26 protein-coding genes are annotated in these 25248 nt (G+C 63.6%); 12 read left to right on the plus strand and 14 right to left on the minus strand.

Annotated elements, in window-relative coordinates; all coding sequences use genetic code 11:
- Positions 1-61: 61 nt before the first annotated feature.
- The 4 genes from ACI2KG_RS08325 to dadA form a co-directional block, all read right to left on the minus strand.
- Complete coding sequence (locus tag ACI2KG_RS08325; protein WP_404661634.1) at positions 62-466, minus strand: c-type cytochrome; 405 nt, start codon at positions 464-466, stop codon at positions 62-64.
- Between the two features lie 154 nt (positions 467-620).
- Positions 621-1169, minus strand: a complete 549-nt coding sequence (locus tag ACI2KG_RS08330) for a cupin domain-containing protein (RefSeq protein WP_400612808.1) — start codon at positions 1167-1169, stop codon at positions 621-623.
- Positions 1170-1278: 109 nt separating this feature from the next.
- Positions 1279-2352: an alanine racemase gene (alr, locus tag ACI2KG_RS08335; protein WP_404661549.1), complete on the minus strand. Its 1074-nt coding sequence runs from the start codon at positions 2350-2352 to the stop codon at positions 1279-1281.
- 145 nt (positions 2353-2497) lie between these two features.
- Positions 2498-3802: a D-amino acid dehydrogenase gene (gene dadA / locus ACI2KG_RS08340; protein WP_201199421.1), complete on the minus strand. Its 1305-nt coding sequence runs from the start codon at positions 3800-3802 to the stop codon at positions 2498-2500.
- A 156-nt stretch (positions 3803-3958) separates the two neighbouring features.
- Here dadA and dadR point away from each other — a divergent pair, with 156 nt between their 5' ends.
- Entirely contained in the window at positions 3959-4447 is a 489-nt protein-coding gene (gene dadR, locus ACI2KG_RS08345) for a transcriptional regulator DadR (protein WP_003258963.1), read from the plus strand.
- A gap of 2 nt (positions 4448-4449) precedes the next feature.
- On the opposite strand, the gene ACI2KG_RS08350 is transcribed toward dadR, so the two are convergent.
- Positions 4450-4803, minus strand: coding sequence for a YkgJ family cysteine cluster protein (locus tag ACI2KG_RS08350; RefSeq protein WP_404661550.1), 354 nt, complete (start codon positions 4801-4803; stop codon positions 4450-4452).
- 259 nt (positions 4804-5062) lie between these two features.
- On the opposite strand from ACI2KG_RS08350, the gene ACI2KG_RS08355 reads away from it, so the two are divergent.
- Positions 5063-6355 (plus strand): NAD(P)/FAD-dependent oxidoreductase, encoded by a 1293-nt coding sequence (locus ACI2KG_RS08355; RefSeq protein WP_404661551.1) that lies wholly within the window; start codon positions 5063-5065, stop codon positions 6353-6355.
- 155 nt (positions 6356-6510) lie between these two features.
- Here the strand turns inward: ACI2KG_RS08355 and ACI2KG_RS08360 are convergent, their stop codons facing one another.
- Positions 6511-6741, minus strand: a complete 231-nt coding sequence (locus ACI2KG_RS08360) for a DUF1127 domain-containing protein (RefSeq protein ID WP_400612822.1) — start codon at positions 6739-6741, stop codon at positions 6511-6513.
- A gap of 178 nt (positions 6742-6919) precedes the next feature.
- Between ACI2KG_RS08360 and ACI2KG_RS08365 the strand changes: the two genes are divergently transcribed.
- A complete protein-coding gene (locus tag ACI2KG_RS08365; RefSeq protein ID WP_400612824.1) occupies positions 6920-8350 on the plus strand; it encodes a PLP-dependent aminotransferase family protein in 1431 nt (476 codons plus the stop codon).
- Positions 8351-8411: 61 nt separating this feature from the next.
- On the plus strand, positions 8412-9965 hold the full coding sequence (locus tag ACI2KG_RS08370) for a phospholipase D family protein (RefSeq protein WP_404661552.1): 1554 nt from the start codon (positions 8412-8414) through the stop codon (positions 9963-9965).
- Between the two features lie 171 nt (positions 9966-10136).
- Here the strand turns inward: ACI2KG_RS08370 and ACI2KG_RS08375 are convergent, their stop codons facing one another.
- Positions 10137-11276, minus strand: coding sequence for an MFS transporter (locus ACI2KG_RS08375; protein ID WP_404661553.1), 1140 nt, complete (start codon positions 11274-11276; stop codon positions 10137-10139).
- A 131-nt stretch (positions 11277-11407) separates the two neighbouring features.
- A complete protein-coding gene (locus ACI2KG_RS08380) occupies positions 11408-12901 on the minus strand; it encodes an aldehyde dehydrogenase (RefSeq protein WP_404661554.1) in 1494 nt (497 codons plus the stop codon).
- Between the two features lie 196 nt (positions 12902-13097).
- Here ACI2KG_RS08380 and ACI2KG_RS08385 point away from each other — a divergent pair, with 196 nt between their 5' ends.
- The gene (locus ACI2KG_RS08385; protein WP_012274818.1) at positions 13098-13457 is read left to right on the plus strand and encodes a cupin domain-containing protein; all 360 of its coding nucleotides are present in this window, start codon (positions 13098-13100) and stop codon (positions 13455-13457) included.
- A 108-nt stretch (positions 13458-13565) separates the two neighbouring features.
- Here ACI2KG_RS08385 and rpmG read toward each other — a convergent pair whose 3' ends face one another.
- Both rpmG and rpmB read right to left on the minus strand, forming a co-directional pair.
- Positions 13566-13721, minus strand: a complete 156-nt coding sequence (gene rpmG, locus ACI2KG_RS08390) for a 50S ribosomal protein L33 (RefSeq protein WP_003253507.1) — start codon at positions 13719-13721, stop codon at positions 13566-13568.
- Positions 13722-13731: 10 nt separating this feature from the next.
- Positions 13732-13968, minus strand: a complete 237-nt coding sequence (gene rpmB, locus ACI2KG_RS08395; protein ID WP_003253504.1) for a 50S ribosomal protein L28 — start codon at positions 13966-13968, stop codon at positions 13732-13734.
- Positions 13969-14329: 361 nt separating this feature from the next.
- On the opposite strand from rpmB, the gene ACI2KG_RS08400 reads away from it, so the two are divergent.
- Positions 14330-15937: an ABC transporter substrate-binding protein gene (locus tag ACI2KG_RS08400; RefSeq protein WP_404661555.1), complete on the plus strand. Its 1608-nt coding sequence runs from the start codon at positions 14330-14332 to the stop codon at positions 15935-15937.
- Positions 15938-16285: 348 nt separating this feature from the next.
- Here ACI2KG_RS08400 and radC read toward each other — a convergent pair whose 3' ends face one another.
- Entirely contained in the window at positions 16286-16966 is a 681-nt protein-coding gene (gene radC / locus ACI2KG_RS08405; protein WP_400612835.1) for a DNA repair protein RadC, read from the minus strand.
- Between the two features lie 129 nt (positions 16967-17095).
- Here radC and coaBC point away from each other — a divergent pair, with 129 nt between their 5' ends.
- From coaBC to argB, 4 genes are all read left to right on the plus strand, one after another.
- Positions 17096-18307, plus strand: a complete 1212-nt coding sequence (gene coaBC, locus ACI2KG_RS08410; RefSeq protein ID WP_201199449.1) for a bifunctional phosphopantothenoylcysteine decarboxylase/phosphopantothenate--cysteine ligase CoaBC — start codon at positions 17096-17098, stop codon at positions 18305-18307.
- A gap of 5 nt (positions 18308-18312) precedes the next feature.
- The gene (dut, locus tag ACI2KG_RS08415; RefSeq protein ID WP_404661556.1) at positions 18313-18768 is read left to right on the plus strand and encodes a dUTP diphosphatase; all 456 of its coding nucleotides are present in this window, start codon (positions 18313-18315) and stop codon (positions 18766-18768) included.
- Positions 18769-18880: 112 nt separating this feature from the next.
- Entirely contained in the window at positions 18881-20281 is a 1401-nt protein-coding gene (locus tag ACI2KG_RS08420; RefSeq protein ID WP_404661557.1) for a phosphomannomutase/phosphoglucomutase, read from the plus strand.
- 30 nt (positions 20282-20311) lie between these two features.
- On the plus strand, positions 20312-21217 hold the full coding sequence (gene argB, locus ACI2KG_RS08425) for an acetylglutamate kinase (RefSeq protein WP_004575216.1): 906 nt from the start codon (positions 20312-20314) through the stop codon (positions 21215-21217).
- Positions 21218-21414: 197 nt separating this feature from the next.
- Here argB and pyrE read toward each other — a convergent pair whose 3' ends face one another.
- Positions 21415-22056 (minus strand): orotate phosphoribosyltransferase, encoded by a 642-nt coding sequence (gene pyrE, locus ACI2KG_RS08430; RefSeq protein ID WP_014861506.1) that lies wholly within the window; start codon positions 22054-22056, stop codon positions 21415-21417.
- Positions 22057-22136: 80 nt separating this feature from the next.
- Between pyrE and ACI2KG_RS08435 the strand changes: the two genes are divergently transcribed.
- Positions 22137-22916, plus strand: coding sequence for an exodeoxyribonuclease III (locus tag ACI2KG_RS08435; protein ID WP_172229251.1), 780 nt, complete (start codon positions 22137-22139; stop codon positions 22914-22916).
- A 115-nt stretch (positions 22917-23031) separates the two neighbouring features.
- Here the strand turns inward: ACI2KG_RS08435 and ACI2KG_RS08440 are convergent, their stop codons facing one another.
- On the minus strand, positions 23032-23400 hold the full coding sequence (locus tag ACI2KG_RS08440) for a DUF4870 domain-containing protein (protein ID WP_201199455.1): 369 nt from the start codon (positions 23398-23400) through the stop codon (positions 23032-23034).
- Between the two features lie 23 nt (positions 23401-23423).
- Positions 23424-24146 carry a ribonuclease PH gene (gene rph, locus ACI2KG_RS08445; RefSeq protein WP_404661558.1) on the minus strand — a complete coding sequence of 241 codons (723 nt, stop codon included), beginning with the start codon at positions 24144-24146 and terminating at the stop codon, positions 23424-23426.
- A 228-nt stretch (positions 24147-24374) separates the two neighbouring features.
- Between rph and ACI2KG_RS08450 the strand changes: the two genes are divergently transcribed.
- On the plus strand, positions 24375-25238 hold the full coding sequence (locus ACI2KG_RS08450) for a YicC/YloC family endoribonuclease (RefSeq protein WP_201199464.1): 864 nt from the start codon (positions 24375-24377) through the stop codon (positions 25236-25238).
- The last annotated feature ends 10 nt before the right edge of the window (positions 25239-25248 follow it).

The following is a 25248-nucleotide window of genomic DNA, read 5'->3' on the forward strand; positions in this document are numbered from 1 at the left end:
CTGGCCCCACAAAAACAAAGCCCGCCATCAAAGGCGGGCCTCATGCAATTTCAGCTGCTGCTCACAGCCCGGACATCTTCTTGATCGCCCCTTTCAGGTCGTCATCCGAGCAGTCCGCGCAGGTGCCTTTCGGCGGCATGGCGTTGATGCCGGTAATGGCCTTGGCCAGGATGCCGTCCAGGCCGCCCTGGTGGTCGGCGCGTTCTTTCCACGCCGCGGTATCGCCAACTTTCGGCGCACCGAGCAGGCCGCTGCCATGGCAGGCGTTGCAGTGCTTGGCGATGATCTCGTCCGGCGTTTTCGCGCCCCCACCACCGGCACTTACAGCCACTTCCATGCCTTTGCATTCCTGGCCCTGGACGCACACCTGGCCAACCGGCTCCAGGCGTTTGGCGATGTCGTCATTGGTCGCAGCGGTTGCGCTCATTGCCCAGAGGGCGAATACGGCTGCTGGTACGGCCAGCATCTTCTTGATTTGGTTCACGCGAACACCCTCATGGTGGCTAATCACGCTCGCGGCCACGGAACGGCGAGCGTTGAAAAGTATAGCGGGAACCCAGAGGCCGTGAAACGACCCTACACAGGAAAGGGGTATTGCCGAATCAATGCACTGCGCTGGATCAAAAGTTTGAAGGTGTTGCCGCGCTGATCAGCCGCGCAGGCTGGTCGAACGGGTTGCGAAAACGGTGCGGGCGAGTGCTTTCGAAGTAGTAGCTGTCGCCTTCTTCGAGGATGAAGATCTCGTTGCCGACCACCAACTCCAAACGCCCTTCCAGCAGGATGCCGGTTTCTTCGCCGTCGTGGGTGAGCATTTCGGCACCGGTGTCGGCACCTGGCGGGTACACCTCGGTGAGAAAGGCGATGGCACGGTTGGGGTGCGACTTGCCGACCAGCTTCATGGTCACTGCACCGTCCGAGATATCGATCAGCTCGTGGGCCTTGTAGACGATCTGCGCCGGGCCTTCTGCTTCCAGCTCGACCGAAAAGAACTCGACCATGGACATAGGAATACCGCTCAGCACCTTGCGCAGCGAGCTGATGGAGGGGCTAACGCTGTTTTTCTCGATCATCGAGATGGTGCTGTTGGTCACCCCGGCTCGCTTGGCGAGTTCGCGCTGGGACAGGCCCTTGAGCTTGCGGATGGCTTGCAGTCGTTCGCCGACGTCCAAAGCTGGAGCCTCCTGAAACGGTGGAAAGGGGGGTGGATGTGAACGATATCATGGCAATGCCGTTCAGTATTTACAACACACCGCCCCTCAACCTGTCCGCTTCAGCGTGTCATTCGCCGATGTAGTCCCGTGGTACCCGCTTCAGGTTGCAGAAGATCTGGTACGGAATGGTGCCGGCATGTGCGGCCACTTCGCTGGCCAGCACCTGCTTGCCCCACAGCTCGACCGGGCTGCCGACGGAGGCTTGCGGCACCTCGGTCAGGTCGATGCACAGCATATCCATCGACACCCGGCCGATCAGCTGGGTGCGCTTGCCGGCCACCAGCACCGGGGTGCCGTTAGGCGCCTGGCGCGGGTAGCCATCGGCGTAGCCCATGGCGACCACGCCAACGCGGGTTGGCCGTGGGCTGACGAACTTGGCGCCGTAGCCCACCGGCTCGCCGGCAGGCAGCTCGCGCACGCTGATGACGCGCGATTGCAGCGTCATCACCGGTTGCAGACGCGCGGCCTCGGCCTGTGCCACCTCGAACGGCGTGGCGCCGTATAGCATCAGGCCCGGGCGTACCCAGTCGCTGGGCGCCTGTGGCCAGCCCAGTACGCCAGGCGAGTTGCGCAGGCTGCACTCGGCGGCCAGGCCCTGGCGGGCGGCTTCGAACACGGCGATCTGCTGCGCGGTGGCGTCGGCGTCCAGCTCGTCGGCGCGGGCGAAGTGGCTCATCAGCACGATGCGCGAAACTTTGCCGGTGGCCAGCAGGCGCTGATAGGCGTCGTGGTAATCCTTGGGGTGCAGGCCGACGCGGTGCATGCCGCTGTCGAGCTTCAGCCACACGGTGAGCGGCTTGTGTACCTGGGTCTTCTCGATGGCTTCCAGCTGCCACAGCGAGTGCACCACGCACCACAGGTCATGCTCGGCGATCAGTGCCAGTTCGCTGGCTTCAAAGAAGCCCTCCAGCAGCAGCACTGGGGCCTTGATACCGGCGGCGCGCAGCTCCAGCGCCTCTTCGATGCAGGCCACGGCAAAGCCGTCGGCTTCGTTTTCCAGGGCCAGGGCACAGCGTACGGCGCCGTGGCCGTAGGCATCAGCCTTGATCACGGCAAGGGCTTTGGCACCGGTCAGTTCACGGGCCAGACGGTAGTTGTGGCGCAGGGCCTGGAGGTCGATCAGGGCGCGGGCGGGACGCATGGCGGCTGCCTTATGGTGGTTCGGGTTGAAATCGGTGTTGGTTTCATCGCCGGCAAGCCAGCTCCCACAGGTTCTCGCAGGGCCTGAAGACTGTGGAGATCCTGTGGGAGCTGGCTTGCCGGCGATGAGGCCGGTACAGGCAAACTTACTGCTGGTGCGCCGGCGCAGTCTGCCCGTGCTTGGCCACTTCCGGGCTGTTGCCATAACGGGAAATGTCCAGGCCTTCGGCGCTGATTTGCGGCTTCTTGCGCGCAATCAGGTCGGCCAGCAGGCGACCGGAGCCGCACGCCATGGTCCAGCCCAAGGTACCGTGGCCGGTGTTCAGGAACAGGTTGCGGAACGCCGTGGCACCGACAATCGGGGTACCGTCCGGGGTCGCCGGGCGCAGGCCGGTCCAGAAGCTGGCCTGGCTCAGGTCACCGCCCTGAGGATAAAGGTCGTTGACGATCATCTCCAGCGTTTCGCGCCGACGTGGGTTCAGCGACAGGTCAAAACCGGCGATTTCCGCCATGCCGCCAACACGGATGCGGTTGTCGAAACGGGTGATCGCGACTTTGTAGGTCTCGTCGAGAATGGTCGAGGTCGGGGCCATGTCGCCGTTGGTGATCGGCACGGTCAGCGAGTAGCCTTTCAACGGATATACCGGGGCCTTGATGCCCAGCGGCTTGAGCATCTGCGGCGAGTAGCTGCCCAGCGCCAGCACGTAGCGGTCGGCGGTTTCCAGCTTGCCGTCGATCCACACGCCATTGATGCGGTCGCCGGCAAAGTCCAGGCGCTGGATGTCCTGGCCGAAGCGGAATTCCACACCCAGCTTCAGCGCCATGTCGGCCAGCTTGGTGGTGAACAGCTGGCAGTCGCCAGTCTGGTCATTGGGCAGGCGCAGGGCGCCGGCCAGGATGTCTTTCACGCCGGCCAGGGCCGGTTCGACGCGGGCAATGCCGTCGCGGTCGAGCAGCTCGTAAGGCACGCCGGACTGTTCGAGCACGGCAATGTCCTTGGCCGCCGCATCAACCTGGGCCTGGGTGCGGAACAGCTGGGTGGTGCCCAGGCTGCGGTTTTCGTAGTTGATGCCGGTTTCGGCGCGCAGCTCGTCAAGGCAGTCACGGCTGTACTCGGACAGGCGCACCATGCGCTCCTTGTTCACCGCATAACGGCTGGCGGTGCAGTTGCGCAGCATCTGCGCCATCCACAGGTACTGGTCGACGTCGCCGGTGAGCTTGATGGCGAGGGGGGCGTGGCGCTCCAGCAGCCACTTCACGGCCTTGAGCGGCACACCTGGGGCGGCCCAGGGCGAGGCATAGCCGGGCGAGATCTGGCCGGCGTTGGCAAAGCTGGTTTCCATGGCCACTGCCGGCTGGCGGTCGACCACCGTGACTTCGAAGCCTTGCCGGGCCAGGTAATAGGCACTGGCGGTTCCGATTACGCCGCTACCAAGTACCAGAACTCGCATCGTTATATCCCTCACACGCGGCACGCCGCAGACTTTTATTGAAATGGCATGAATGGGCGCAGTATAGGAATTCGAGACCAGTGCAATTCACTATATAAAAGCCTATTATTGGCGAGAATTCTCGGCAAAATCGCCTTTCACGGAGGGGCATCCCCTATGAGAACCCAGCACCAGAGCAAGCGTGAACTGGACAAGATCGACCGCAATATCCTGCGTATCCTGCAGAATGACGGGCGTATTTCCTTCACCGAACTGGGCGAGAAAGTTGGGCTGTCCACCACCCCTTGCACCGAGCGGGTTCGCCGCCTGGAGCGCGAGGGCATCATCATGGGCTACAACGCCCGCCTGAACCCGCAGCACCTCAAGGGCAGCCTGCTGGTGTTCGTGGAAATCAGCCTGGACTACAAGTCGGGCGACACCTTCGAGGAGTTCCGCCGCGCGGTGCTGAAGCTGCCGCACGTGCTGGAGTGCCACCTGGTTTCCGGGGACTTCGACTACCTGGTGAAAGCACGCATTTCGGAAATGGCCTCGTACCGCAAGCTACTGGGCGACATCCTGCTGAAGCTGCCGCATGTGCGCGAGTCGAAGAGCTACATCGTGATGGAGGAGGTAAAGGAGAGCCTCTGCCTGCCGATCCCGGACTGAGGCTAGACCAGTACCTGGCGGGTGGTGGCAATGAACTGGTGCACCAGCTGCTCGGCAGCGGGATCGATCATCGGTTCAGGGCCACGGCCACGCGGGCATGCCAACTGCGGGGTGGTGCCGAACAGGCGGCAGATCATTGGCCGCTCTTCATACACCGTGCAGCCATTGGGGCCCAGGTGCACGCAGTCCAGGCGCTCCAGGGCGGCGTCCTGCTCGGCCTGGGACTTGCGCGGCAGGCGGGCCATTTCTTCCGCCGAAGTGGTGACCGGGCCGCAGCAGTCGTGGCAGCCAGGCTCGCACTCGAAGGAAGGGATGAGTTCGCGCAGGAAGTGAATTTTGTGGCGGTTGCAGGACATGGCTGAATACAAATTTGGAAACCAGCCCGAATTATAGGCTTACACGCTCTTTGTAGGAGCGGCCTTGTGTCGCGAAAGGGGTGCGTAGCGCCCCCAAATTTTCAGCTTCGCCCCAGTTATTGCCGGGGCCGCTACGCGGCCCTATCGCGACGCAAGGCCGCTCCTACAGGTGACCGAGTTAACCAGGCCAGGCGGTTGCCCACCCCAGAGCCCCGGCTTATCCTCCCTCCCCTAGCCCACCAGCCTCAGGACCGAGCCCATGATCCACAGCGCGCAGCACGCCGCCTCCTATTACGCCGCCAGCAGCGCGCCACACCCCGATCATTCTTTCCTGCAAGGTGAACACAGCGCCGACGTGTGCATCGTCGGCGGAGGCTACTCAGGCCTGAACACCGCCATCGAGCTGGCCGAACGTGGCTTCTCGGTGATCCTGCTGGAAGCGCGCAAGCTCGGCTGGGGCGCCAGCGGGCGCAATGGCGGGCAATTGATTCGCGGGGTGGGCCATGGCCTGGAACAATTCCTGCCGGTGATCGGCGAGGACGGCGTGCGCAGCCTGAAGCTGATGGGCCTGGAGGCCGTACAAATCGTGCGCGAGCGGGTCGAAAAGCACGCCATCGCTTGCGACCTGACCTGGGGCTATTGCGACCTGGCCAACAAACCCGCCGAGCTGCTGGGCTTTGCCGAAGACGCCGAAGCACTGCGCAGCCTGGGCTACCAGCACGAGTTGCGCCTGGTCGGCAAGGACGATATCCACAGCGTGGTCGGCGCCGACTGCTATGTGGGCGGGCTGGTCGACATGGGCTCGGGGCACCTGCACCCGCTCAACCTGGCCTTGGGTGAAGCGGCCGTGGCCGCGCGCCTGGGCGTCAAGCTGTTCGAGCAGTCCGAGGTTTCCCGTATCGACTATGGCCCCGAGGTGCAGGTGCATACTGCCCAGGGCCGGGTACGCGCCAAGACCCTGGTACTGTGCTGCAACGCCTACCACAACAACCTCAACCGCGAACTGGGCGGCAAGGTGCTGCCAGCCGGCAGCTACATTATCGCCACTGAACCGCTGGGTGAGGCGCGCGCCCGCAGGTTGCTGCCGCAGAACATGGCGGTATGCGACCAGCGCGTGGCACTGGACTACTACCGCCTGTCTGCCGACAACCGCCTGCTGTTCGGCGGTGCCTGCCATTATTCGGGCCGCGACCCGAAAGACATCGCCGCCTACATGCAGCCGAAGATGCTCAAGGTGTTCCCGGAGCTGGCCGATGTACGCATCGACTACCAGTGGGGCGGCATGATCGGCATCGGCGCCAACCGCCTGCCACAGGTTGGCCGCCTGGCCGACCAGCCGAATGTGTATTACGCCCAGGCCTATTCGGGCCACGGGCTCAACGCCACCCACCTGGCTGCGCGCTTGCTGGGCGAGGCCATCAGCGGCCAGGAGGGCGGGCGTTTCGATCTGTTCGCCAAGGTGCCGCACATCACCTTCCCCGGCGGCCAGCATTTGCGCTCGCCGCTGCTGGCATTGGGGATGCTGTGGCACAGGCTCAAAGAGCTGGTCTGAAAGCAACGCGGTCAGTGTAGGAGCGGCCTTGCGTCGCGAAAGGGGTGCGAAGCGCCCCCAGGGTTTCAGCTTCGCCGCAGGAATCGCCGGGGCCGCTTTGCGGCCCTTTCGCGACACAAGGCCGCTCCTACATAGACCGCGCAGCACTTGCCTGATTAGTCTTTCCAGAAGGGTTTGCTGCCCTCGATCCGCGCCTGCTCCCAGCTCAGCCCGACATCGCGCAGCTCATCGTCAGTCAACTGCAGCAGTGCCCTGCGGGTATGCCAGCGGTGCAGCATCAGCCCCCAACGCCCAAGCCCTTGCGGCGCGTTGAACACCTTGGCCTGCTGCCCGGCTTCCAGTTCCCTGGCCAACAGTTGCAAGCGCACATCGCTCATGCCACCCATCACCGCACCCTCCCGTTCCGTTGATACCGTAGGGAAAGCATGCGCGTCGGCAGCAGCGCCAATACAGATCCAATACGGCCTTATTATTCCCATACAGAATTGGCCGTAGCCCGACTGAATGCTGTATTTTCACCCAAACTGTACCGGTCGCTGCACCCAGGCAGCGCAGGAGTATGCCGTGACGCTCTACCTGAACCTCGCCGAACTGCTCGGCGCCCGCATTGAACAGGGCTTGTACCGCCCCGGTCAGCGCCTGCCGTCGGTACGCGCCCTGAGTGTGGAGCACGGGGTCAGCCTGAGCACCGTGCAGCAGGCCTACCGCATGCTCGAAGACAGCGGCATGGTCTCGCCACGGCCCAAGTCCGGTTACTTCGTCAGCGACCACCGCCAACTGCCTGCGCTACCCGCCGTCAGTCGCCCGGCCCAGCGGCCGGTGGACATCTCGCAGTGGGAGCAGGTGCTGGAGCTGGTGCGCAGCACCCCACGCAAGGATGTGGTGCAGCTTGGCCGCGGCATGCCCGACATCGATAGCCCTACCCTCAAGCCGCTGCTACGTAGCCTCGCCCAGTTGAGCCGGCGCCAGGACATGCCTGGCCTGTACTACGACAACATCCACGGCAACCTGGCCCTGCGCGAGCAGGTGGCGCGGCTGATGCTCGATTCCGGCTGCCGCCTGGGCCCGGCCGATCTGGTGATCACCACTGGCTGCCATGAAGCGCTGTCATGCAGCATCCGCGCGGTCTGTGCGCCAGGCGACATTGTCGCGGTCGACTCGCCCAGCTTCCACGGCGCCATGCAAACCCTCAAGGGCCTAGGCATGAAGGCGCTGGAAATCCCCACCGACCCGGTCACCGGCATCAGCCTTGAGGCGCTGGAGCTGGCCCTGGAGCAGTGGCCGATCAAGCTCATCCAGATCACCCCCAGCTGCAACAACCCACTCGGCTACATCATGCCCGAGGCGCGCAAGAAGGCCCTGCTGAGCCTGGCCCAGCGCTACGACGTGGCGATTCTGGAAGACGATGTGTACGGCGACCTGGCCTACACCTACCCGCGCCCGCGCACCCTCAAGTCGTTCGACGACGACGGCCGCGTGCTGCTCTGCAGTTCGTTCTCCAAGACGCTGGCCCCCGGCCTGCGGGTAGGCTGGGTGGCGCCCGGGCGCTACCTGGAGCGGGTACTGCACATGAAGTACATCAGCACCGGCAGCACGGCCTGCCAGCCACAACTGGCCATCGCCGACTTCATCGCCGGCGGGCACTACCAGCCCCACGTGCGGCGCATGCGCAGCCAGTACCAGCGTGGCCGCGACCTGATGAGCGACTGGGTAACCCGCTACTTCCCGGCAGGCACCCGGGTCAGCCGGCCGCAAGGCGGCTTCATGCTCTGGGTAGAATTACCCGAACATTTCGACACGCTGCGGCTGAACCGCGCTTTACTGGAGCAAGGCGTACAGGTTGCCGTAGGCAGCATCTTCTCTGCCTCGGGCAAGTTCCGTCATTGCCTGCGCATGAACTTCGCCGCGCGACCGACGCCGCAGATCGAAGCTGCCGTGCGCAAGGTCGGTGAAGCCGCCCTTCGTCTACTGGATGAAGAAAGCGCCGACGCGTAACTTTGCGCCGCCCGCCACGGTCCAACCCCCTATAGCCCTTGCTGCACAGGACGATCCACCCTTGAGACGCCAGCGAGCCTTGCCTCTGCTGCTGGTGCTGCTGCTCGCCCTTGCCGGCTGCGCCAATGTCAGTACGCCCCGCGAAACCAGCCAGGCGCTGCCTGCCAACGACTCGGCCTTCGGCCGCTCGGTGCAACGCCAGGCCGCGCCCTACGGCGGCCGTTCGGGCTTTCGCCTGCTGCCTAACAGCAACGAGGCCTTTCGCGCCCGTGCCGAGCTGATCCGCAACGCCCAGGCCAGCATCGACTTGCAGTACTACATCGTCCACGACGGCCTCAGCACCCGCGCCCTGGTGCACGAACTGCTGCGCGCCGCCGACCGTGGCGTACGCGTGCGCATCCTGCTCGACGACACCACCAGCGATGGCCTGGATACCATCATGGGCACCCTCGATGCCCACCCGAACATCCAGATTCGTGTGTTCAACCCGCTGCACCTGGGCCGCAGCACCGGGGTGACGCGCGCTGTCGGCCGGCTGTTCAACCTGTCGCGCCAGCACCGGCGCATGCACAACAAGCTGTTCCTGGTGGACAACAGCATGGCCATCGTCGGCGGGCGCAACCTGGGTGACGAGTATTTCGATGCCGAGCCCAACCTCAACTTCACCGACATCGACCTGCTGGGCGTCGGCCCGATTGCCGAGCAGCTGGGGCACAGCTTCGACCAGTACTGGAACAGCGCCCTGAGCCGGCCGATCACCGACTTCCTCTGGCGCGACCCGGATGCTAACGACCTGCGCGCCAGCCGCCACCGCCTGGAGGTGTCGCTGGCTGAAGCCAGAACCCAGCGCAAGGCCCTGTATGACCGCCTGATGGCCTACCAGTCGCAGCCGCGCCTGGACGTGTGGCGCAACGAGCTGATCTGGGCACACGCCCAGGCGCTGTGGGATGCACCCAGCAAGGTACTGGCCGACGACGAGCCGGACCCGCAATTGCTGCTGAGCCAGCAACTGGCGCCAGACCTGGCCAACGTGCACTGCGAGCTGATGCTGACATCGGCGTACTTTGTGCCGGGTGAACCGGGGTTGCTGTACCTGACCGGCCGCGCCGACGCTGGCGTTTCGGTGAAACTGCTGACCAACTCGCTGGAAGCCACCGATGTACCGGCAGTGCACGGCGGCTATGCCCCCTATCGCCGGGCCTTGCTTGAGCACGGGGTGCAACTGTACGAGCTGCGCCGCCAGCCCGGCGACCCCAGCGCAGGGCGCCTGAGTTTCCGTGGCAGTTCGGATTCCAGCCTGCACACCAAGGCGATCGTGTTCGACCGGCGCAAGACCTTCATCGGCTCGTTCAACTTCGACCCGCGTTCAGTGCTGTGGAACACCGAGGTCGGGGTGCTGGTGGACAGCCCGGAGCTGGCTGAGTACACCCGCGAGCTGACCCAGCAGGGTATGGCGCCGGCGTTGAGCTACCAGGTGAAGCTGGTGGGCGACAGGCTGGTGTGGGCGACCGAGGACAATGGGCAGCGGCATATGCTGACTGCTGAGCCGGGCGGGGTCTGGCGGCGGTTCAATGCCTGGATCAGCAAGGCGGTTGGTTTGGAGAAGATGTTGTAGCTACCGGCCTCATCGCCGGCAAGCCAGCTCCCACAAGGACCGCACAGCATTCAAGACCTATGGGGAACCTGGAAGCTGGCTCCCAAAATGAATGCACAGCATTCGAGACCTGTGGAGTCCCTGTGGGAGCTGGCTTGCCTGCGATGGGCCGCAAAGCGGCCCCAAAATCGATCAGGCAGACACCGCCTCAAAAGCCCCGCGCCTCTGGGTTAGCACCACCAACCCGGCAGCCCCGACCGCCATCAGCAACAACAACGCATGCCCACTGATCCACTGGCTCCCCGCCCCCGCCAACAATGGCCCAAGCAGGCAGCCAATGCCCCACAGCTGCGCCACATGGGCATTGGCCCGCACCAGCTCATCATCGCGGTAGCGCTCGCCGATCAACACCAGCGACAAGGTGAACAAGCCCCCGGCGCTGGCCCCGAACAGCACCCACAACGGCCACACGGCCGGGGTATGCAGCAGTAGCGGAATCGCCAGGCTGGACACCAGCAAGGTCACCGCACAACCGGTGAACAACACACGGCGCGACATATGGTCGGCCAGCGCACCAATGGGCAGCTGCAGCACCGCATCGCCGACCACCACGGTACTGACCATGAACAGGGCGATTTCGGTGGTAAAGCCTTGCTGCAGGCAATACACCGGCAGCAAGGTCAGGATCATCGCCTCGAACGAGGCAAACAGGGCAATGGCCCAGGCGATCACCGGCAGGCGCCGGCAGAAGGCGAACAGGTCGCCGAAGGTGACGCTGCAGGCTTCGGTGCTCGGTGCCCCGCCACGCCCCATCAGTACTAGCGGTGCGAGCAACAGCAGGCCGGTCGCGGCCCAGAAGCCGAAGTCGTCATCGGAACCAAGAACGCCCAGCACCAGTGGCCCGGCCAACTGGCTCAGGGCGTAGCTGCTGCCATACAGCGCCACCAGGCGGCCGCGCCATTGCTCGACCACCAGTTGGTTGATCCAGCTTTCGCCGAGGATGAACACCACGGTCAGGGACATGCCGATCATCAGCCGCAGCAGCAGCCACAAGGGGTAGCTGGGCAACAGTGCGACCAGGCCAATCGACAGCGCCCCGCCCCACAGGCAGATGCGCATGGCCGAGGGCACGCCGACCCAACCGGCCAGGCGGCTGGCCAGGCTGGCACCGGCCAGAACGCCCAGCGCCGGCATCGCCGCCATTACGCCAATGGCAAAGCTGCCGTAGCCCCAGGCCTCCAGGCGCAGGGACACCAGCGGCATGCTCACGCCGAGCGCCAGGCCGACACTGAGCACCGATGCCAGCACGGCGAAGTAGGTACCCCAACGCATCCTTGACCTCTTGAATTGTTGGGGGCTGCTTTGCAGCCCGATCGCGACACAAGGCCGCTCCTACAGGAAATCGCGAATCCCTGTAGGAGCGGCCTTGTGTCGCGATCGGGCCGCGAAGCGGCCCCCTGGGATTACAGCTTGATCCAGGTCGCTTTCAGCTCGGTGTACTTCTCCAGCGCATGCAGCGACTTGTCACGGCCGTTGCCCGACTGTTTGAAGCCACCGAACGGCGCGGTCATGTCGCCGCCGTCGTACTGGTTGACCCAGACGCTGCCAGCGCGCACGGCACGGGCGGTCTTGTGGGCCTTGGAAATGTCCGAAGTCCAGATACCCGCCGCCAGGCCATACGGCGTGTCGTTGGCAATGGCCACGGCCTCTTCGGCGGTGTCGAAGGCGATTACCGACAGCACTGGGCCGAAGATTTCTTCCTGGGCAATGCGCATGGCGTTGGTCACGCCGTCAAAGATGGTCGGCTCGACATAGGTGCCGCCCGTCTCTTCCAGGGTGCGCTTGCCACCGGCCAGCAGCTTGGCGCCGTCCTGGTGGCCAGCTTCGATGTACGACAGCACGGTGTTCATCTGCTGGGTGTCGACCAGGGCACCGACAGTGGTCTGTGGGTCCAGTGGGTTGCCTGGCTTCCAGCCTTTCAGGGCCTCGACCACCATAGGCAGGAACTTGTCCTTGATCGAGCGCTCGACCAGCAGGCGCGAGCCGGCGGTGCACACTTCGCCCTGGTTGAAGGCGATGGCACTGGCAGCCGCTTCAGCGGCAGCTTGCAGGTCCGGGGCGTCGGCGAAGACGATGTTCGGGCTTTTGCCACCGGCTTCCAGCCAGATGCGTTTCATGTTCGATTCGCCAGCGTAGACCATCAGCTGCTTGGCGATCTTGGTCGAACCGGTGAACACCAGGGTGTCGACATCCATGTGCAGGGCCAGGGCCTTGCCCACGGTATGGCCATAGCCTGGCAGCACGTTCAGCACGCCAGCCGGGATGCCGGCTTCGATCGCCAGTTGGGCGATGCGAATGGCGGTCAGCGGCGATTTTTCGGACGGTTTGAGCACTACCGAGTTACCGGTGGCCAGCGCCGGGCCGAGCTTCCAGCAAGCCATCAGCAGCGGGAAGTTCCACGGTACGATGGCGCCGACCACACCCACTGGCTCACGGGTAACCAGGCCAAGCTGGTCGTGCGGGGTCGGGGCGACTTCGTCGTAGACCTTGTCGATGGCTTCAGCGGTCCAGTGAATGGCCTGGGCCGCGCCCGGGATGTCGATGCTGGAGGAGTCGCCGATCGGCTTGCCCATGTCCAGGGTTTCCAGCAGCGCCAGCTCTTCAACGTTCTTGCGCAGCAGGTCGGCGAAGCGGATCAGCTTGGCCTTGCGCTTGGCCGGGGCCAGTTGCGACCACACGCCAGCGTTGAAGGTGGCACGGGCGTTTTCCACAGCGCGGTTGGCATCGGCCAGGTCGCAGCTGGCAACCTTGGCCAGGAAGCGTCCGTCGACCGGGCTCAGGCACTCGAAGGTTTCACCGGATGCGGCATCGGTGTATTCGCCGTTGATGAAGGCACGGCCTTCGATCTTCAGTTGCTGGGCACGTTGTTCCCAGTCCGCACGGGTCAGGGTGGTCATACGAAACTCCTCCTCTTGTTTAGGTGCAACGCCGCACTGAGGACTCACAGGCGTTGTCAGAATTCTGGCCGGGCGACGAGCGCACACTGGCAAGCGATACCCTAAACCAGCCGGTGTAAACTATCAATATATTTGACACATAAGGCCCAAAAGCCTACTGATGTTCATTTTATTAAACAACAACAGGAGCCGCACCATGCGCATCGACAGCATCATCGACTTCGCCCAGGTCATCACCGAGGCCGAGCGCTACCGCCCGGCGGCGGAAAAAATTCTCAAGGGCGAGCCCGACCAGGCGGTCTACAACCATTATTCCAGCCCATGCGGGCAGTTTGCCGCTGGGGTGTGGGAAGGTGAGGTGGGGCAATGGACAGTGAACTACACCGAGCATGAATACTGCGAGATCGTCCAGGGCGTTTCGGTGCTGCGCGACCAGGACGGTGGGGCCAAGACCTTGCGCGCCGGTGACCGGTTTGTCATCCCGGCCGGCTTCAAGGGCACCTGGGAGGTGCTGGAGCCTTGCCGCAAGATTTATGTGATGTTCGAGCAGAAATAAGCGGTGGCAGTGCCGGCCTGTTCGCGGGCAAGCCCGCGAACAGGCCCGACCAGGCATAAAAAAACCCGCGTCCTTTCGGATGCGGGTTTTTTTCAGGTCGCCGATCAATTACTTGATCTTGGCTTCCTTGTACACCACGTGCTTGCGAACAACCGGATCATATTTCTTGATCTCGATTTTGTCCGGGGTGGTGCGCTTGTTCTTGTCGGTGGTGTAGAAGTGGCCGGTACCGGCACTCGAAACCAGACGGATCAATTCACGCATGATGCTCTCCTTAAACCTTGGCGCCAGCTTTACGGATGTCAACCAGAACGGCGTCGATGCCGCGCTTGTCGATGATACGCATGCCTTTGGCGGAAACGCGCAGACGCACGAAACGCTTCTCGGATTCAACCCAGAAACGGTGGTGCTGCAGGTTCGGCAGGAAACGACGACGGGTTTTGTTGTTTGCGTGGGAAATGTTGTTCCCGGTTACTGGACCCTTACCAGTAACTTGACAGACTCTCGACATGACTCAGCCCTCTAAAACCACATGCCCAACCCGGCATGGGTTGGCCGCTTAATCTCTCAGTCTTTGGCGCCTGGGCGCCGTGATTCTGGAGGTCTTATCGACCGGATCCGCTGATGCGACAGGCCGAGCCCCTAGAAAAGAGCGCTGCTTTATACCAGAAAGACTTGGCTGCAACAACAGTAGATACACATTGCCGCACGCCAGAACGCGCCGGGCCAGCATAGCGGCAGGCCCCGCCAGCCGTCGACCGCTCGTCGCCAGATTTGTAAAAAAGGGTGTGGTCATTTGCCAGCGGGCACACTAGGGTAGGCCTTTTCCAGACTGCACTGGCAGATGGGCCACTGACAGCCAAGGAGCCACCATGCGTGCTGCCGCCCTTTCCTTACTCCTCAACTCTATGTTCGCCGCAGGCACCGTGTTCGCTGCCAGCGCTGCCCAGGCCGCACCGCTGAGCGTTTGCAGCGAGGCCAGCCCCGAAGGCTTCGACGTGGTGCAGTACAACTCGCTGACCACCACCAACGCCACCGCCGACGTGCTGATGAACCGCCTGGTGGAGTTCGACGCGGCGCAGGGCAAGGTGGTACCGAGCCTGGCGGCCAGCTGGACGGTATCGGCCGACGGCCTGGTGTACGACTTCACCTTGCGCGATGGCGTGAAGTTCCACAGCACCCCGTACTTCAAGCCTGGCCGGGAACTGAATGCCGACGACGTGCTGTTCAGCTTCCAGCGCATGCTCTACCCGGCACATGCCTGGCACAAGACCGCACCCGGCGGCTACCCGCACGCCCAGTCGCTGCAACTGGGCAGCCTGATCAAGGCCATCGAGGCGCCGGCGCCGAACACCGTGCGCTTTACCCTTAGCCACCCGGACGCCACTTTCCTGGCCACCCTGAGCATGGGCTTCGCTTCGATCTACTCCGCCGAATATGCCGACAAGCTGCTCAAGGCCGGCACCCCGGAGAAGCTCAACAGCCAGCCGGTTGGCACTGGCCCGTTCGTGTTCCAGCGTTTCCAGAAAGACGCCGTGGTGCGCTACCGCGCCAACCCGGACTATTTCGCCGGCAAACCAGCGGTCGACCCGCTGATCTTCGCCATCACCACCGACGCCAACGTGCGCCTGCAGAAGCTCAAGCGTGGCGAGTGCCAGGTGGCCCTGTCGCCCAAGCCGCTGGACATTGCCGAAGCGGGCAAGGATGGCAACCTCAAGGTGGCTACCACCCCGGCATTCATGACCGCCTTCGTCGCCATCAACAGCCAACACCCGCCGCTGGACAAGCCGGAAGTTCGCCAGGCGATCAACCTTGCCTTCGACAAGCAGGCCTACCTCAAGGCCGTGTTCGAGGACTCGGCAGTGGCCGCCAACGGCCCCTACCCGCCTAACACCTGGAGCTACGCCAAGGACCTGCCCGGCTACCCGCTGGACCTGAAAAAAGCCAAGGCCCTGCTGACCAAGGCCGGCCTGGCCGAGGGTTTCAGCACCACGATCTGGACCCGCCCCTCGGGCAGCCTGCTCAACCCCAACCCCAGCCTTGGGGCGCAGATGCTGCAGGCCGACCTGGCCAAGATTGGCGTAAAAGCGGAAATTCGCGTAATCGAATGGGGCGAGCTGATCCGCCGCGCCAAGGCGGGCGAGCATGACCTGCTGTTCATGGGCTGGGCCGGTGACAACGGCGACCCGGACAACTTCCTCAGCCCGCAGTTTTCCTGTGCGGCAGTGGAGTCGGGGACCAACTTCGCGCGCTTCTGCGACAACCGCCTGGACCAGCTGATCAGCGCCGGGCGTACTACCAACGACCAGAGCGTGCGCAGCCGGCTGTACCAGCAGGCACAGACGCTGATCCAGCAGCAGGCACTGTGGGTGCCGCTGGCACACCCGACAGCGGCGACCCTACTGCGCCAGGAGGTCGAGGGGTACCAGGTGAGTCCGTTCGGGCGGCTGGATTTCAGTAAGGTTTCGGTGACCAAGTAAGGTCTGGAGGGGCCTGTCTTCAGGGCTGTGTTGCCTGTGAGATCGAGCGCCGCCCGCGCGGCGCTTCGCGGGGCAAGCCCGCTCCCACATCTGTTTCGGGCCAATGATTCCTGTGCCTTAGGCGCGCGCACCCTGGGTGTATGGCTGGAGAGAGATTAAGAACAGCGGTGCAGCCGATGTTGAAGGGGGCAAACAAGGCGAACAGCGGTGACCTCACAGGACTGATTGGCCCGAAACAGATGTGGGAGCGGGCTTGCCCCGCGAAGCGCCGCGCGGGCGGCGCTCGATCTCCCAGGCGCCATACCTCTCAAGACAGGCACCTGGCAGCCCTGACCCCATTGACCTGCCTCAAGCCACAATCCACCCCTGCTCGACCATCGACAACGGCTCGCCATCGCCAACGATGATGTGATCCAGCACCCGCACATCGATCAACGCCAAACCCCGCTTCAACGACAGGGTCAGATGCACATCGTCCTGGCTCGGCTCACTGTTACCCGAAGGATGGTTGTGGCACAGGATCAACGCCGCCGCGTTATGCAGCAGTGCCCGCCGTACGACCTCCCGCGGGTAGACGTTGGCCCGGTCGATCGTGCCCCTGAACAGGATCTCGAATGCCAACGGCCGGTGCTTGGTGTCGAGAAACAGGCAGCCGAACACCTCACTGGGCTCATGACGCAACATGGCCTTGAGATAACGCCGGACCGCCACAGGCCCTTCAAGGGGCGCTGCGCGCTCGATGCTCTCATCCAGATAGCGCCGGCCAATTTCCAGTAGCGCTTGCAACTGCGCGTATTTCACTGCCCCTATGCCCGGCTCACGCAACACAGCCTCGCGGTCAGCCTCAAGAAACTGCCTCAGCCCACCAAAACGCACCAGCAGCCCCCGCGCAAGGTCCAGCACATTACGCCCGGCGACCCCCGAGCCCAACAACACGGCCAGCAACTCGGCATCCGACAGCACCGCCGCCCCACGCTGCAACAACTTCTCCCTCGGCCGTTCTTCCGCCGGCCACTCCCTGATATTCATCCCCGCCCCTCTGCCCTTGCTGCGGCTCATTTCGGCCCTGTGTTAATCTATTTCGCCTCGTACATGCGACGTTCTGCCGCAGGCATTTTCAAACGTCGCCGCCCGCTCTCACTGGAAAAAGGCAAGCCTATGCAGCGGCTGTATCGCAAGCGCATCGTTCTCGGCGTGGGTGGCGGCATTGCCGCCTACAAAAGCGCCGAGCTGATTCGCCGACTCCTGGAGCACGGCGCGCAGGTGCGCGTCGTCATGACCCGCGGTGGTGCCGAATTCATCACCCCGCTGACCCTGCAGGCGCTGTCGGGCCACCCGGTGCACATGGACCTGCTCGACCCGGCCGCCGAAGCGGCCATGGGCCACATCGAACTGGCCAAGTGGGCCGACCTGGTGCTGATCGCCCCGGCCACCGCCGACCTGATGGCGCGCATGGCCCAGGGCATGGCCGATGACCTGCTGACCACCTTGGTGCTGGCCACCGACGCCACCGTGGCCGTGGCCCCGGCGATGAACCAGGCCATGTGGCGCGACCCGGCCACCCAGGCAAACCTTGAACTGCTCAAGAGCCGTGGCATCCAGGTGTTCGGCCCGGCCTCCGGCAGCCAGGCCTGCGGCGACGTCGGCCTGGGGCGCATGCTCGAAGCCACCGACCTGGCCTGGTGCGCGGCAGAAAGCTTCAAGCGCCAGGCGCTGACCGGCAAACACGTGCTGATCACTGCCGGGCCGACCCAGGAAAACATCGACCCGGTGCGCTACATCACCAATCATAGCTCCGGCAAGATGGGCTTCGCCCTCGCCGAGGCGGCCGCCGAAGCCGGGGCTCGGGTAACCCTCGTCACTGGCCCGGTGCACCTGCCTACCCCCGACCGGGTCAGCCGTATCGACGTGGTCAGCGCGCGGGACATGCTCGCGGCCTGCGAAGCGGCCATGCCATGCGACCTGTTCATCGCCTCGGCGGCGGTTGCGGATTACCGCCCGGAAGTGGTTGCCGCACAGAAACTGAAGAAGGATCCTACGACCGGCGACGGCATGCTGCTGCAGATGGTGCGCAATCCCGATATCCTTGCCACCCTTGCTGGCCGCGCCGACCGCCCGTTCAGCGTCGGCTTTGCCGCCGAGACCGAACACTTGCTCGATTACGCCACGCGCAAGCTCAAGGACAAGAACCTCGACCTGATCGTCGCCAATGATGTGGCCAACCCCAGCATCGGCTTCAACAGCGAAGAAAACGCCTTGACCGTGATCGACCGCCAGCAGCACCAGACTCTCTTCGCGCAGACCAGCAAGGGCAAGATCGCCCGGCAACTGGTCGCCTTCATCGCCGAACGGCTCAATCAGGTTCAATAAGTTCCATGCACGCTCTTCAAGCCAAGATCCTCGACCCACGCCTGGGCAGCGAATTCCCGCTGCCAACCTACGCCACCCCTGGTTCCGCCGGCCTCGACCTGCGCGCCCTGCTCAAGGAAGACACTGTCCTTGAGCCTGGCCAGACCCTGCTGATCCCTACCGGCCTGTCGATCTACATCGGCGACCCGGGCCTGGCTGCAGTGATCCTGCCGCGCTCGGGCCTGGGCCATAAGCACGGCATCGTGCTGGGCAACCTGGTCGGGCTGATCGACTCGGACTACCAGGGCGAGCTGATGGTGTCGTGCTGGAACCGCGGCAACACCCCGTTCACCCTTGCTGTTGGCGAGCGCATCGCCCAGATGGTGCTGGTCCCGGTGGTACAGGCCCACTTCGATATCGTCGAAGCATTTGATGAAAGCCAGCGTGGCGCTGGCGGCTTCGGTCACTCCGGCAGCCACTGAGCCGACAGAACGACCGTTCAGGCCAAGGATGGCGAACTCTCTGGCGAAACCACCGTCCAAGCGTTCAGTTTGCGCCTGCCCAGAAAGCCTTTGACTAATGGAGCTTCCAGAGATGAACGACATGGCCCACCTGGTCCCCGCCGAATTGCCAGACAGCATTTTCCGCGCCTATGACATCCGTGGCGTGGTCGGCAAGACCCTGCACGCCGAAACCGCCTACTGGATCGGCCGCGCCATCGGCGCGCAAAGCCTGGCCCAGGGCGAGCCGCAGGTTTCGGTAGGCCGTGACGGCCGCCTGTCGGGCCCGATGCTGGTCGAACAGCTGATCAAGGGCCTGGTCGATGCCGGTTGCCAGGTCAGCGACGTCGGCCTGGTGCCCACCCCGGCGCTGTACTACGCCGCCAACGTGCTGGCCGGTAAATCGGGTGTGATGCTGACCGGCAGCCACAACCCGTCGGACTACAACGGCTTCAAGATCGTGATTGCGGGCGACACCTTGGCCAATGAACAGATCCAGGCCCTGCTGACCCGCCTGAAAACCAATGACCTGACCTTGGCCGAAGGCCGCGTGGAAAAGGTCGAGATCCTTGACCGCTACTTCCAGCAGATCGTCGGTGACGTGAAGCTGGCGAAAAAGCTCAAGGTGGTGGTGGACTGCGGCAACGGCGCTGCTGGGGTGATTGCGCCACAGCTGATCGAGGCGCTGGGCTGTGAAGTGGTCCCGCTGTTCTGCGAGGTTGACGGCAACTTCCCCAACCACCACCCAGACCCGGGCAAGCCGGAAAACCTCGAAGACCTGATCGCCAAGGTCAAGGAAACCGGTGCCGATATCGGCCTGGCCTTCGACGGTGACGGCGACCGCGTCGGCGTGGTGACCAACACCGGCAGCATCGTCTACCCCGACCGCCTGCTGATGCTGTTTGCCCAGGACGTGCTGGCGCGCAACCCGGGCGCCGAGATCATCTTCGACGTCAAATGCACCCGACGCCTGACCCCACTGATCGAACAGCACGGCGGCCGCGCACTGATGTGGAAGACCGGCCACTCGCTGATCAAGAAGAAGATGAAACAGACCGGTTCGCTGCTGGCCGGCGAGATGAGCGGTCACATCTTCATCAAGGAACGCTGGTACGGTTTTGACGACGGTATTTACAGCGCTGCACGCCTGCTGGAGATCCTCAGCAAGGCCGGGCAGAGCGCCGAAAACCTGTTTGCGGCCTTCCCGAACGATATTTCCACGCCGGAAATCAATATTGATGTGACCGACGAGGGTAAATTCAGCATCATTGATGCACTGCAACGCGACGCCGACTGGGGCGAAGCCAACCTGACCACCATCGACGGTGTGCGGGTCGACTACGCCAACGGCTGGGGCCTGGTTCGCGCCTCCAACACCACCCCGGTGCTGGTGCTGCGCTTCGAGGCCGACAGCGACGCCGAGTTGCAACGTATCAAGGATGTTTTCCGTACCCAGTTGCTGCGGGTTGAGCCTGAGCTGCAACTGCCGTTCTGACCGACTATCTGTTCCTTACAGGAGCCCTGCATGACCCTCGATCGCGATGCCGCTTCCCATGTAGCCGAGGTTTTGTCCGAAGCACTGCCTTACATTCGCCGCTTTGTCGGCAAGACCCTGGTGATCAAGTACGGCGGCAACGCGATGGAGAGCGAGGAGCTCAAGACCGGCTTCGCCCGTGACATCGTGCTGATGAAGGCTGTGGGCATCAACCCGGTGGTGGTCCACGGCGGTGGCCCGCAGATCGGCGACCTGCTCAAGCGCCTGTCGATCGAAAGCCACTTCATCGACGGCATGCGCGTCACCGACTCGGCGACCATGGACGTGGTAGAGATGGTGCTGGGTGGCCAGGTCAACAAGGACATCGTCAACCTGATCAACCGCCACGGCGGCAGCGCCATCGGCCTGACCGGCAAGGACGCGGAGCTGATCCGCGCCCGCAAGCTGACCGTCAGCCGCCAAACGCCCGAGATGACTACCCCGGAAATCATCGACATCGGCCACGTTGGCGAAGTGGTGAGCGTGAACACCGACCTGCTGAACATGCTGGTGAAGGGCGACTTCATCCCGGTCATCGCGCCAATCGGCGTGGGTGCCAACGGTGAGTCGTACAACATCAACGCCGACCTGGTGGCCGGTAAGGTGGCCGAGGCGCTGAAGGCTGAGAAGCTGATGCTGCTGACCAACATCGCCGGCCTGATGGACAAGCAGGGCCAGGTCCTGACCGGCCTGACCACTGAGCAGGTCAACGAACTGATCGCCGACGGCACCATCTACGGCGGCATGCTGCCGAAGATCAAGTGCGCGCTGGATGCGGTGCAGGGCGGTGTGAACAGCTCGCACATCATCGACGGCCGCGTGCCGAATGCCGTGCTGCTGGAGATCTTCACCGACAGCGGCGTGGGTACCCTGATTACCAACCGCAAGCCACGCTGAGTGATTGGTTAGCCTGTTCGGGCTTCTTCGCGGCGGTTCGACGCCTCGATAAACCCGCTCTTACAAAGGCAATCGCAGCCCTCGAGCCTGGCGCTGCCCCATGTAGGAGCGGGTTCACCCGCGAAGAGGCCCGAACAGGCGACACAAAAAAAGGCGACCTTCACAAGAAGGTCGCCTTTTTCAGTTCCAGGCCAAGATCAGATCCCGTACTGCGCCCGGTAAGCCTCGACAGCCGGCAGGTGCTGCTTCAGCTGCGGGTCATCGGCCAGGAACTCCAGCACCTGGGTCAGCGAAACGATGCTGACCACCGGGATGCCGAAGTCGCGCTCCACTTCCTGGATCGCCGACAACTCGCCATTGCCACGCTCTTCGCGGTTCAGGGCGATCAGCACGCCGGCGGCCTTGGCCTGCTGGGCGTTGATGATTTGCATGACCTCACGAATGGCGGTACCGGCAGTGATCACATCGTCGATGATCAGCACTTCACCGGCCAGCGGTGCGCCAACCAGGCTGCCGCCTTCGCCGTGGTCCTTGGCTTCCTTGCGGTTGAAGCACCATGGCACGTCGAGCTGATGCTGGTCTGCCAGCGCCACGGCGGTAGTCGCCGCCAGCGGGATACCCTTGTAGGCCGGGCCGAACAGCACATCGAACGGGATCTTGCTGTCGACGATGGCGGCGGCGTAGCAACGGCCCAGTTCGGCCAGGGCGGAACCGGTGTTGAACAGGCCCGCATTGAAGAAATACGGGCTGGTACGCCCCGATTTCAGGGTGAATTCACCGAAACGCAGTACCCCGCGATCGATGGCAAAACGGATAAAGTCGCGCTGATACGGCTGCATGAATAGTCCCGGACACCACGGATTTAGCTAAATGGGTTGAGCTCGGGTATCATACACGCACGAGATTTATGGGGCCATTTATGCGGATCATCAGTGTGAACGTAAATGGCATTCAGGCTGCGGCCGAGCGTGGTTTGCTCAGCTGGCTGCAAGCCCAGAATGCCGACGTCATCTGCCTTCAGGATACCCGCGCCTCGGCCTTTGAACTCGATGACCCAGCTTTCCAGCTCGATGGCTATTTCCTTTATGCCTGCGACGCGGAGGTGCCTGCCCAAGGTGGTGTGGCCCTCTATTCGCGCATGCAGCCCAAGGCAGTCATCACCGGCCTGGGCTTCGAGACAGCCGACCGTTACGGGCGTTACCTGCAAGCAGATTTCGACAAAGTCAGTATTGCCACCCTGCTGTTGCCTTCGGGCATGAACGGGGATGAAGACTTGAACCAGAAGTTCAAGTTGATGGACGACTTTGCCAAGTACCTGGACAAGCAACGCCGCAAGCGTCGCGAATACATCTACTGCGGCTCGTTCTACGTGGCGCAACAGAAGCTCGACATCAAGAACTGGCGTGACAGCCAGCAGTCGCCGGGCTTCCTGGCGCCCGAGCGGGCCTGGATGGATGCGATCACGGGCGAGATGGGTTATGTCGATGCCCTGCGCGAAGTCAGCCGTGAAGGTGACCAGTACAGCTGGTGGCCGGACAACGAACAGGCCGAGATGCTCAACCTGGGCTACCGGTTCGACTACCAGATCCTCACCCCGGGCCTGCGCCGCTTCGTGCGCAACGCCCGCCTGCCGCGTCAGCCGCGCTTCTCGCAGCATGCGCCGCTGATTGTGGACTATGACTGGACGTTGACCATCTAAAAGGCATGGGCCGCTTTGCGGCCCTTTCGCGACACAAGGCCGCTCCTACAAGGGTTATGCATTCCCCTGTAGGAGCGGCCTTGTGTCGCGAAAGGGCTGCAAAGCAGCCCCAGCTTTATTTGATCGGCCGCCAGATCATCGGGTAGCGATACGGCTTGCCCTCATTCGCCCGCACCGCGGCAATGATGATCAGGATCAGCACTGCCACCGTCAGCATGGCGAACAGCACCAGCCCGATAAACACGAACATCAGCAAGAAGCAGATGAACCCGGCAATGGTCACGCTGATCTGAAAGTTCAGCGCCTCTTTGCCCTGGGCGTCGATGAAAGGGTCTTGTTCGCGCTTGAGGTGCCACAGCACCAGCGGGCCCAGCAGGTGCCCGAGCGGCACCACTAGGCCCAACAGCGCGGAGAGGTGGCAGAACATCGCCCATTGCCGGATTTCGGCATTGGGCGGGGTGATCGACAGGTTCGAATCGCTCATGCCCCGCACCTCCCTGGCTGGTTTCAGTCGGCCAGCGCGGCCTGCTGCAGTTCGAAGATTTCAGTCATGCCTTTTTGCGCCAGGGCGAGCATGGCGTTGAGTTCTTCAGGCTGGAACGGCGCGCCTTCGGCGGTGCCCTGTACCTCGATGAAGCCACCGGCACTGGTCACGACCACGTTCAGGTCGGTCTCGGCTGCGGAGTCTTCGAGGTAGTCCAGGTCGAGCACGGCTTCGCCCTGGTACATGCCGACCGACACAGCGCCGATCATGTGCTTGAGCGGGTTGCCGCCCTTCAGGCCGCCACGCTTCTTGATCACCGCCAGGGCGTCGCACAGGGCGACCATGGAACCAGTGATGGACGCGGTGCGGGTGCCGCCATCGGCCTGGATCACGTCGCAGTCGACGTACAGGGTGATGTCACCGAGCTTGCTCATGTCCAGCGCGGCGCGCAGCGAACGGCCGATGAGGCGCTGGATTTCCAGGGTGCGACCACCCTGCTTGCCGCGGCTGGCTTCGCGCTGGTTACGCTCGCCGGTGGAACGCGGCAGCATGCCGTATTCGGCGGTCAGCCAGCCTTGGCCCTGGCCTTTGAGGAAGCGCGGTACACCGTTTTCCACGCTGACCGTGCAGATGACCTTGGTGTCACCGAACTCGACCAGTACCGACCCTTCGGCGTGCTTGGTGTAGTTGCGGGTGATGCGGATCGAGCGGAGCTGATCGGCGGCGCGACCACTTGGACGTTTCATCTGGGATACCTGTACTGGGACTTTGAATCTGCCGTGCATTATAGAGCCCGCAGCCCGGCGAGGACATGCCTATTGTCGCGCGCGGGGCTGCCCGTCGCCTTTTCCTACCGCTGCAGGCCCCCCTCGGTAACATAGGCGGATTGGGCGCCACGGCCCCACTGCGCTACAATCCTGCGCCTTGCAGCCAAGTGGCTGCCACCGTTCATTCATCTACGCGAGGTACTCCCCATGGTGCACAGCATGACCGCTTTTGCTCGTGTCGAGCGCGCCGGCAGCCAGGGCACCCTGGTCTGGGAGCTGCGTTCGGTCAACCATCGCTACCTGGAGCCGCACCTGCGCCTGCCCGAGGCCCTGCGCGACCTTGAAGGCGGCGTGCGTGAAGGCCTGCGCCAGGGGCTGTCGCGGGGCAAGGTGGAATGCACCTTGCGCCTCAACGAAGACAGCAACGGCAAGCCGCTGAAGGTAGACCGCGAGCGCGCCGCGCAGCTGGTGGCCGCCGCCGAGGAAGTGGCCGGTCTGATCAAGCAGCCGGCGCCACTGAACCCGCTGGAGGTGCTGTCGTGGCCGGGTGTGCTGGTGGCCGACACCAGCGACCCGCAGGCGCTGAACGCCGAAGCCATGGCGCTGTTCGACGAAGCCTTGGCCGAACTCAAGGCAGGGCGCCTGCGCGAAGGCCAGGAGCTGGCCCGGTTGATCAACGAGCGCCTGGACAACATGGCCGGCGAAGTCACCACCCTGCGCGCGCTGGTGCCGCAGATGCTGGCGGCACAGCGGCAGAAGATTCTCGACCGTTTCGGCGACATGCAAGCGGAACTTGACCCGCAGCGCCTGGAGCAGGAAATGGTGCTATTGGCCCAGAAAAGCGACGTGGCCGAGGAACTCGACCGCCTCAGCACCCATGTCACCGAAGTGCGCCGGGTGCTCAAGGGTGGTGGCGCCGCCGGCCGGCGCCTGGACTTCCTGATGCAGGAACTCAACCGCGAGGCCAACACCCTGGGCTCCAAGGCCTTCGACCCACGCAGCACGCAAGCGGCGGTCAACCTGAAGGTATTGATCGAACAGATGCGTGAACAAGTACAGAACATCGAGTAAGGCCACCCCG

Origin of the sequence: Pseudomonas sp. NPDC089407, assembly GCF_044900445.1 — a bacterium.
In the GTDB taxonomy this organism is placed as follows: Bacteria; Pseudomonadota; Gammaproteobacteria; order Pseudomonadales; family Pseudomonadaceae; genus Aquipseudomonas.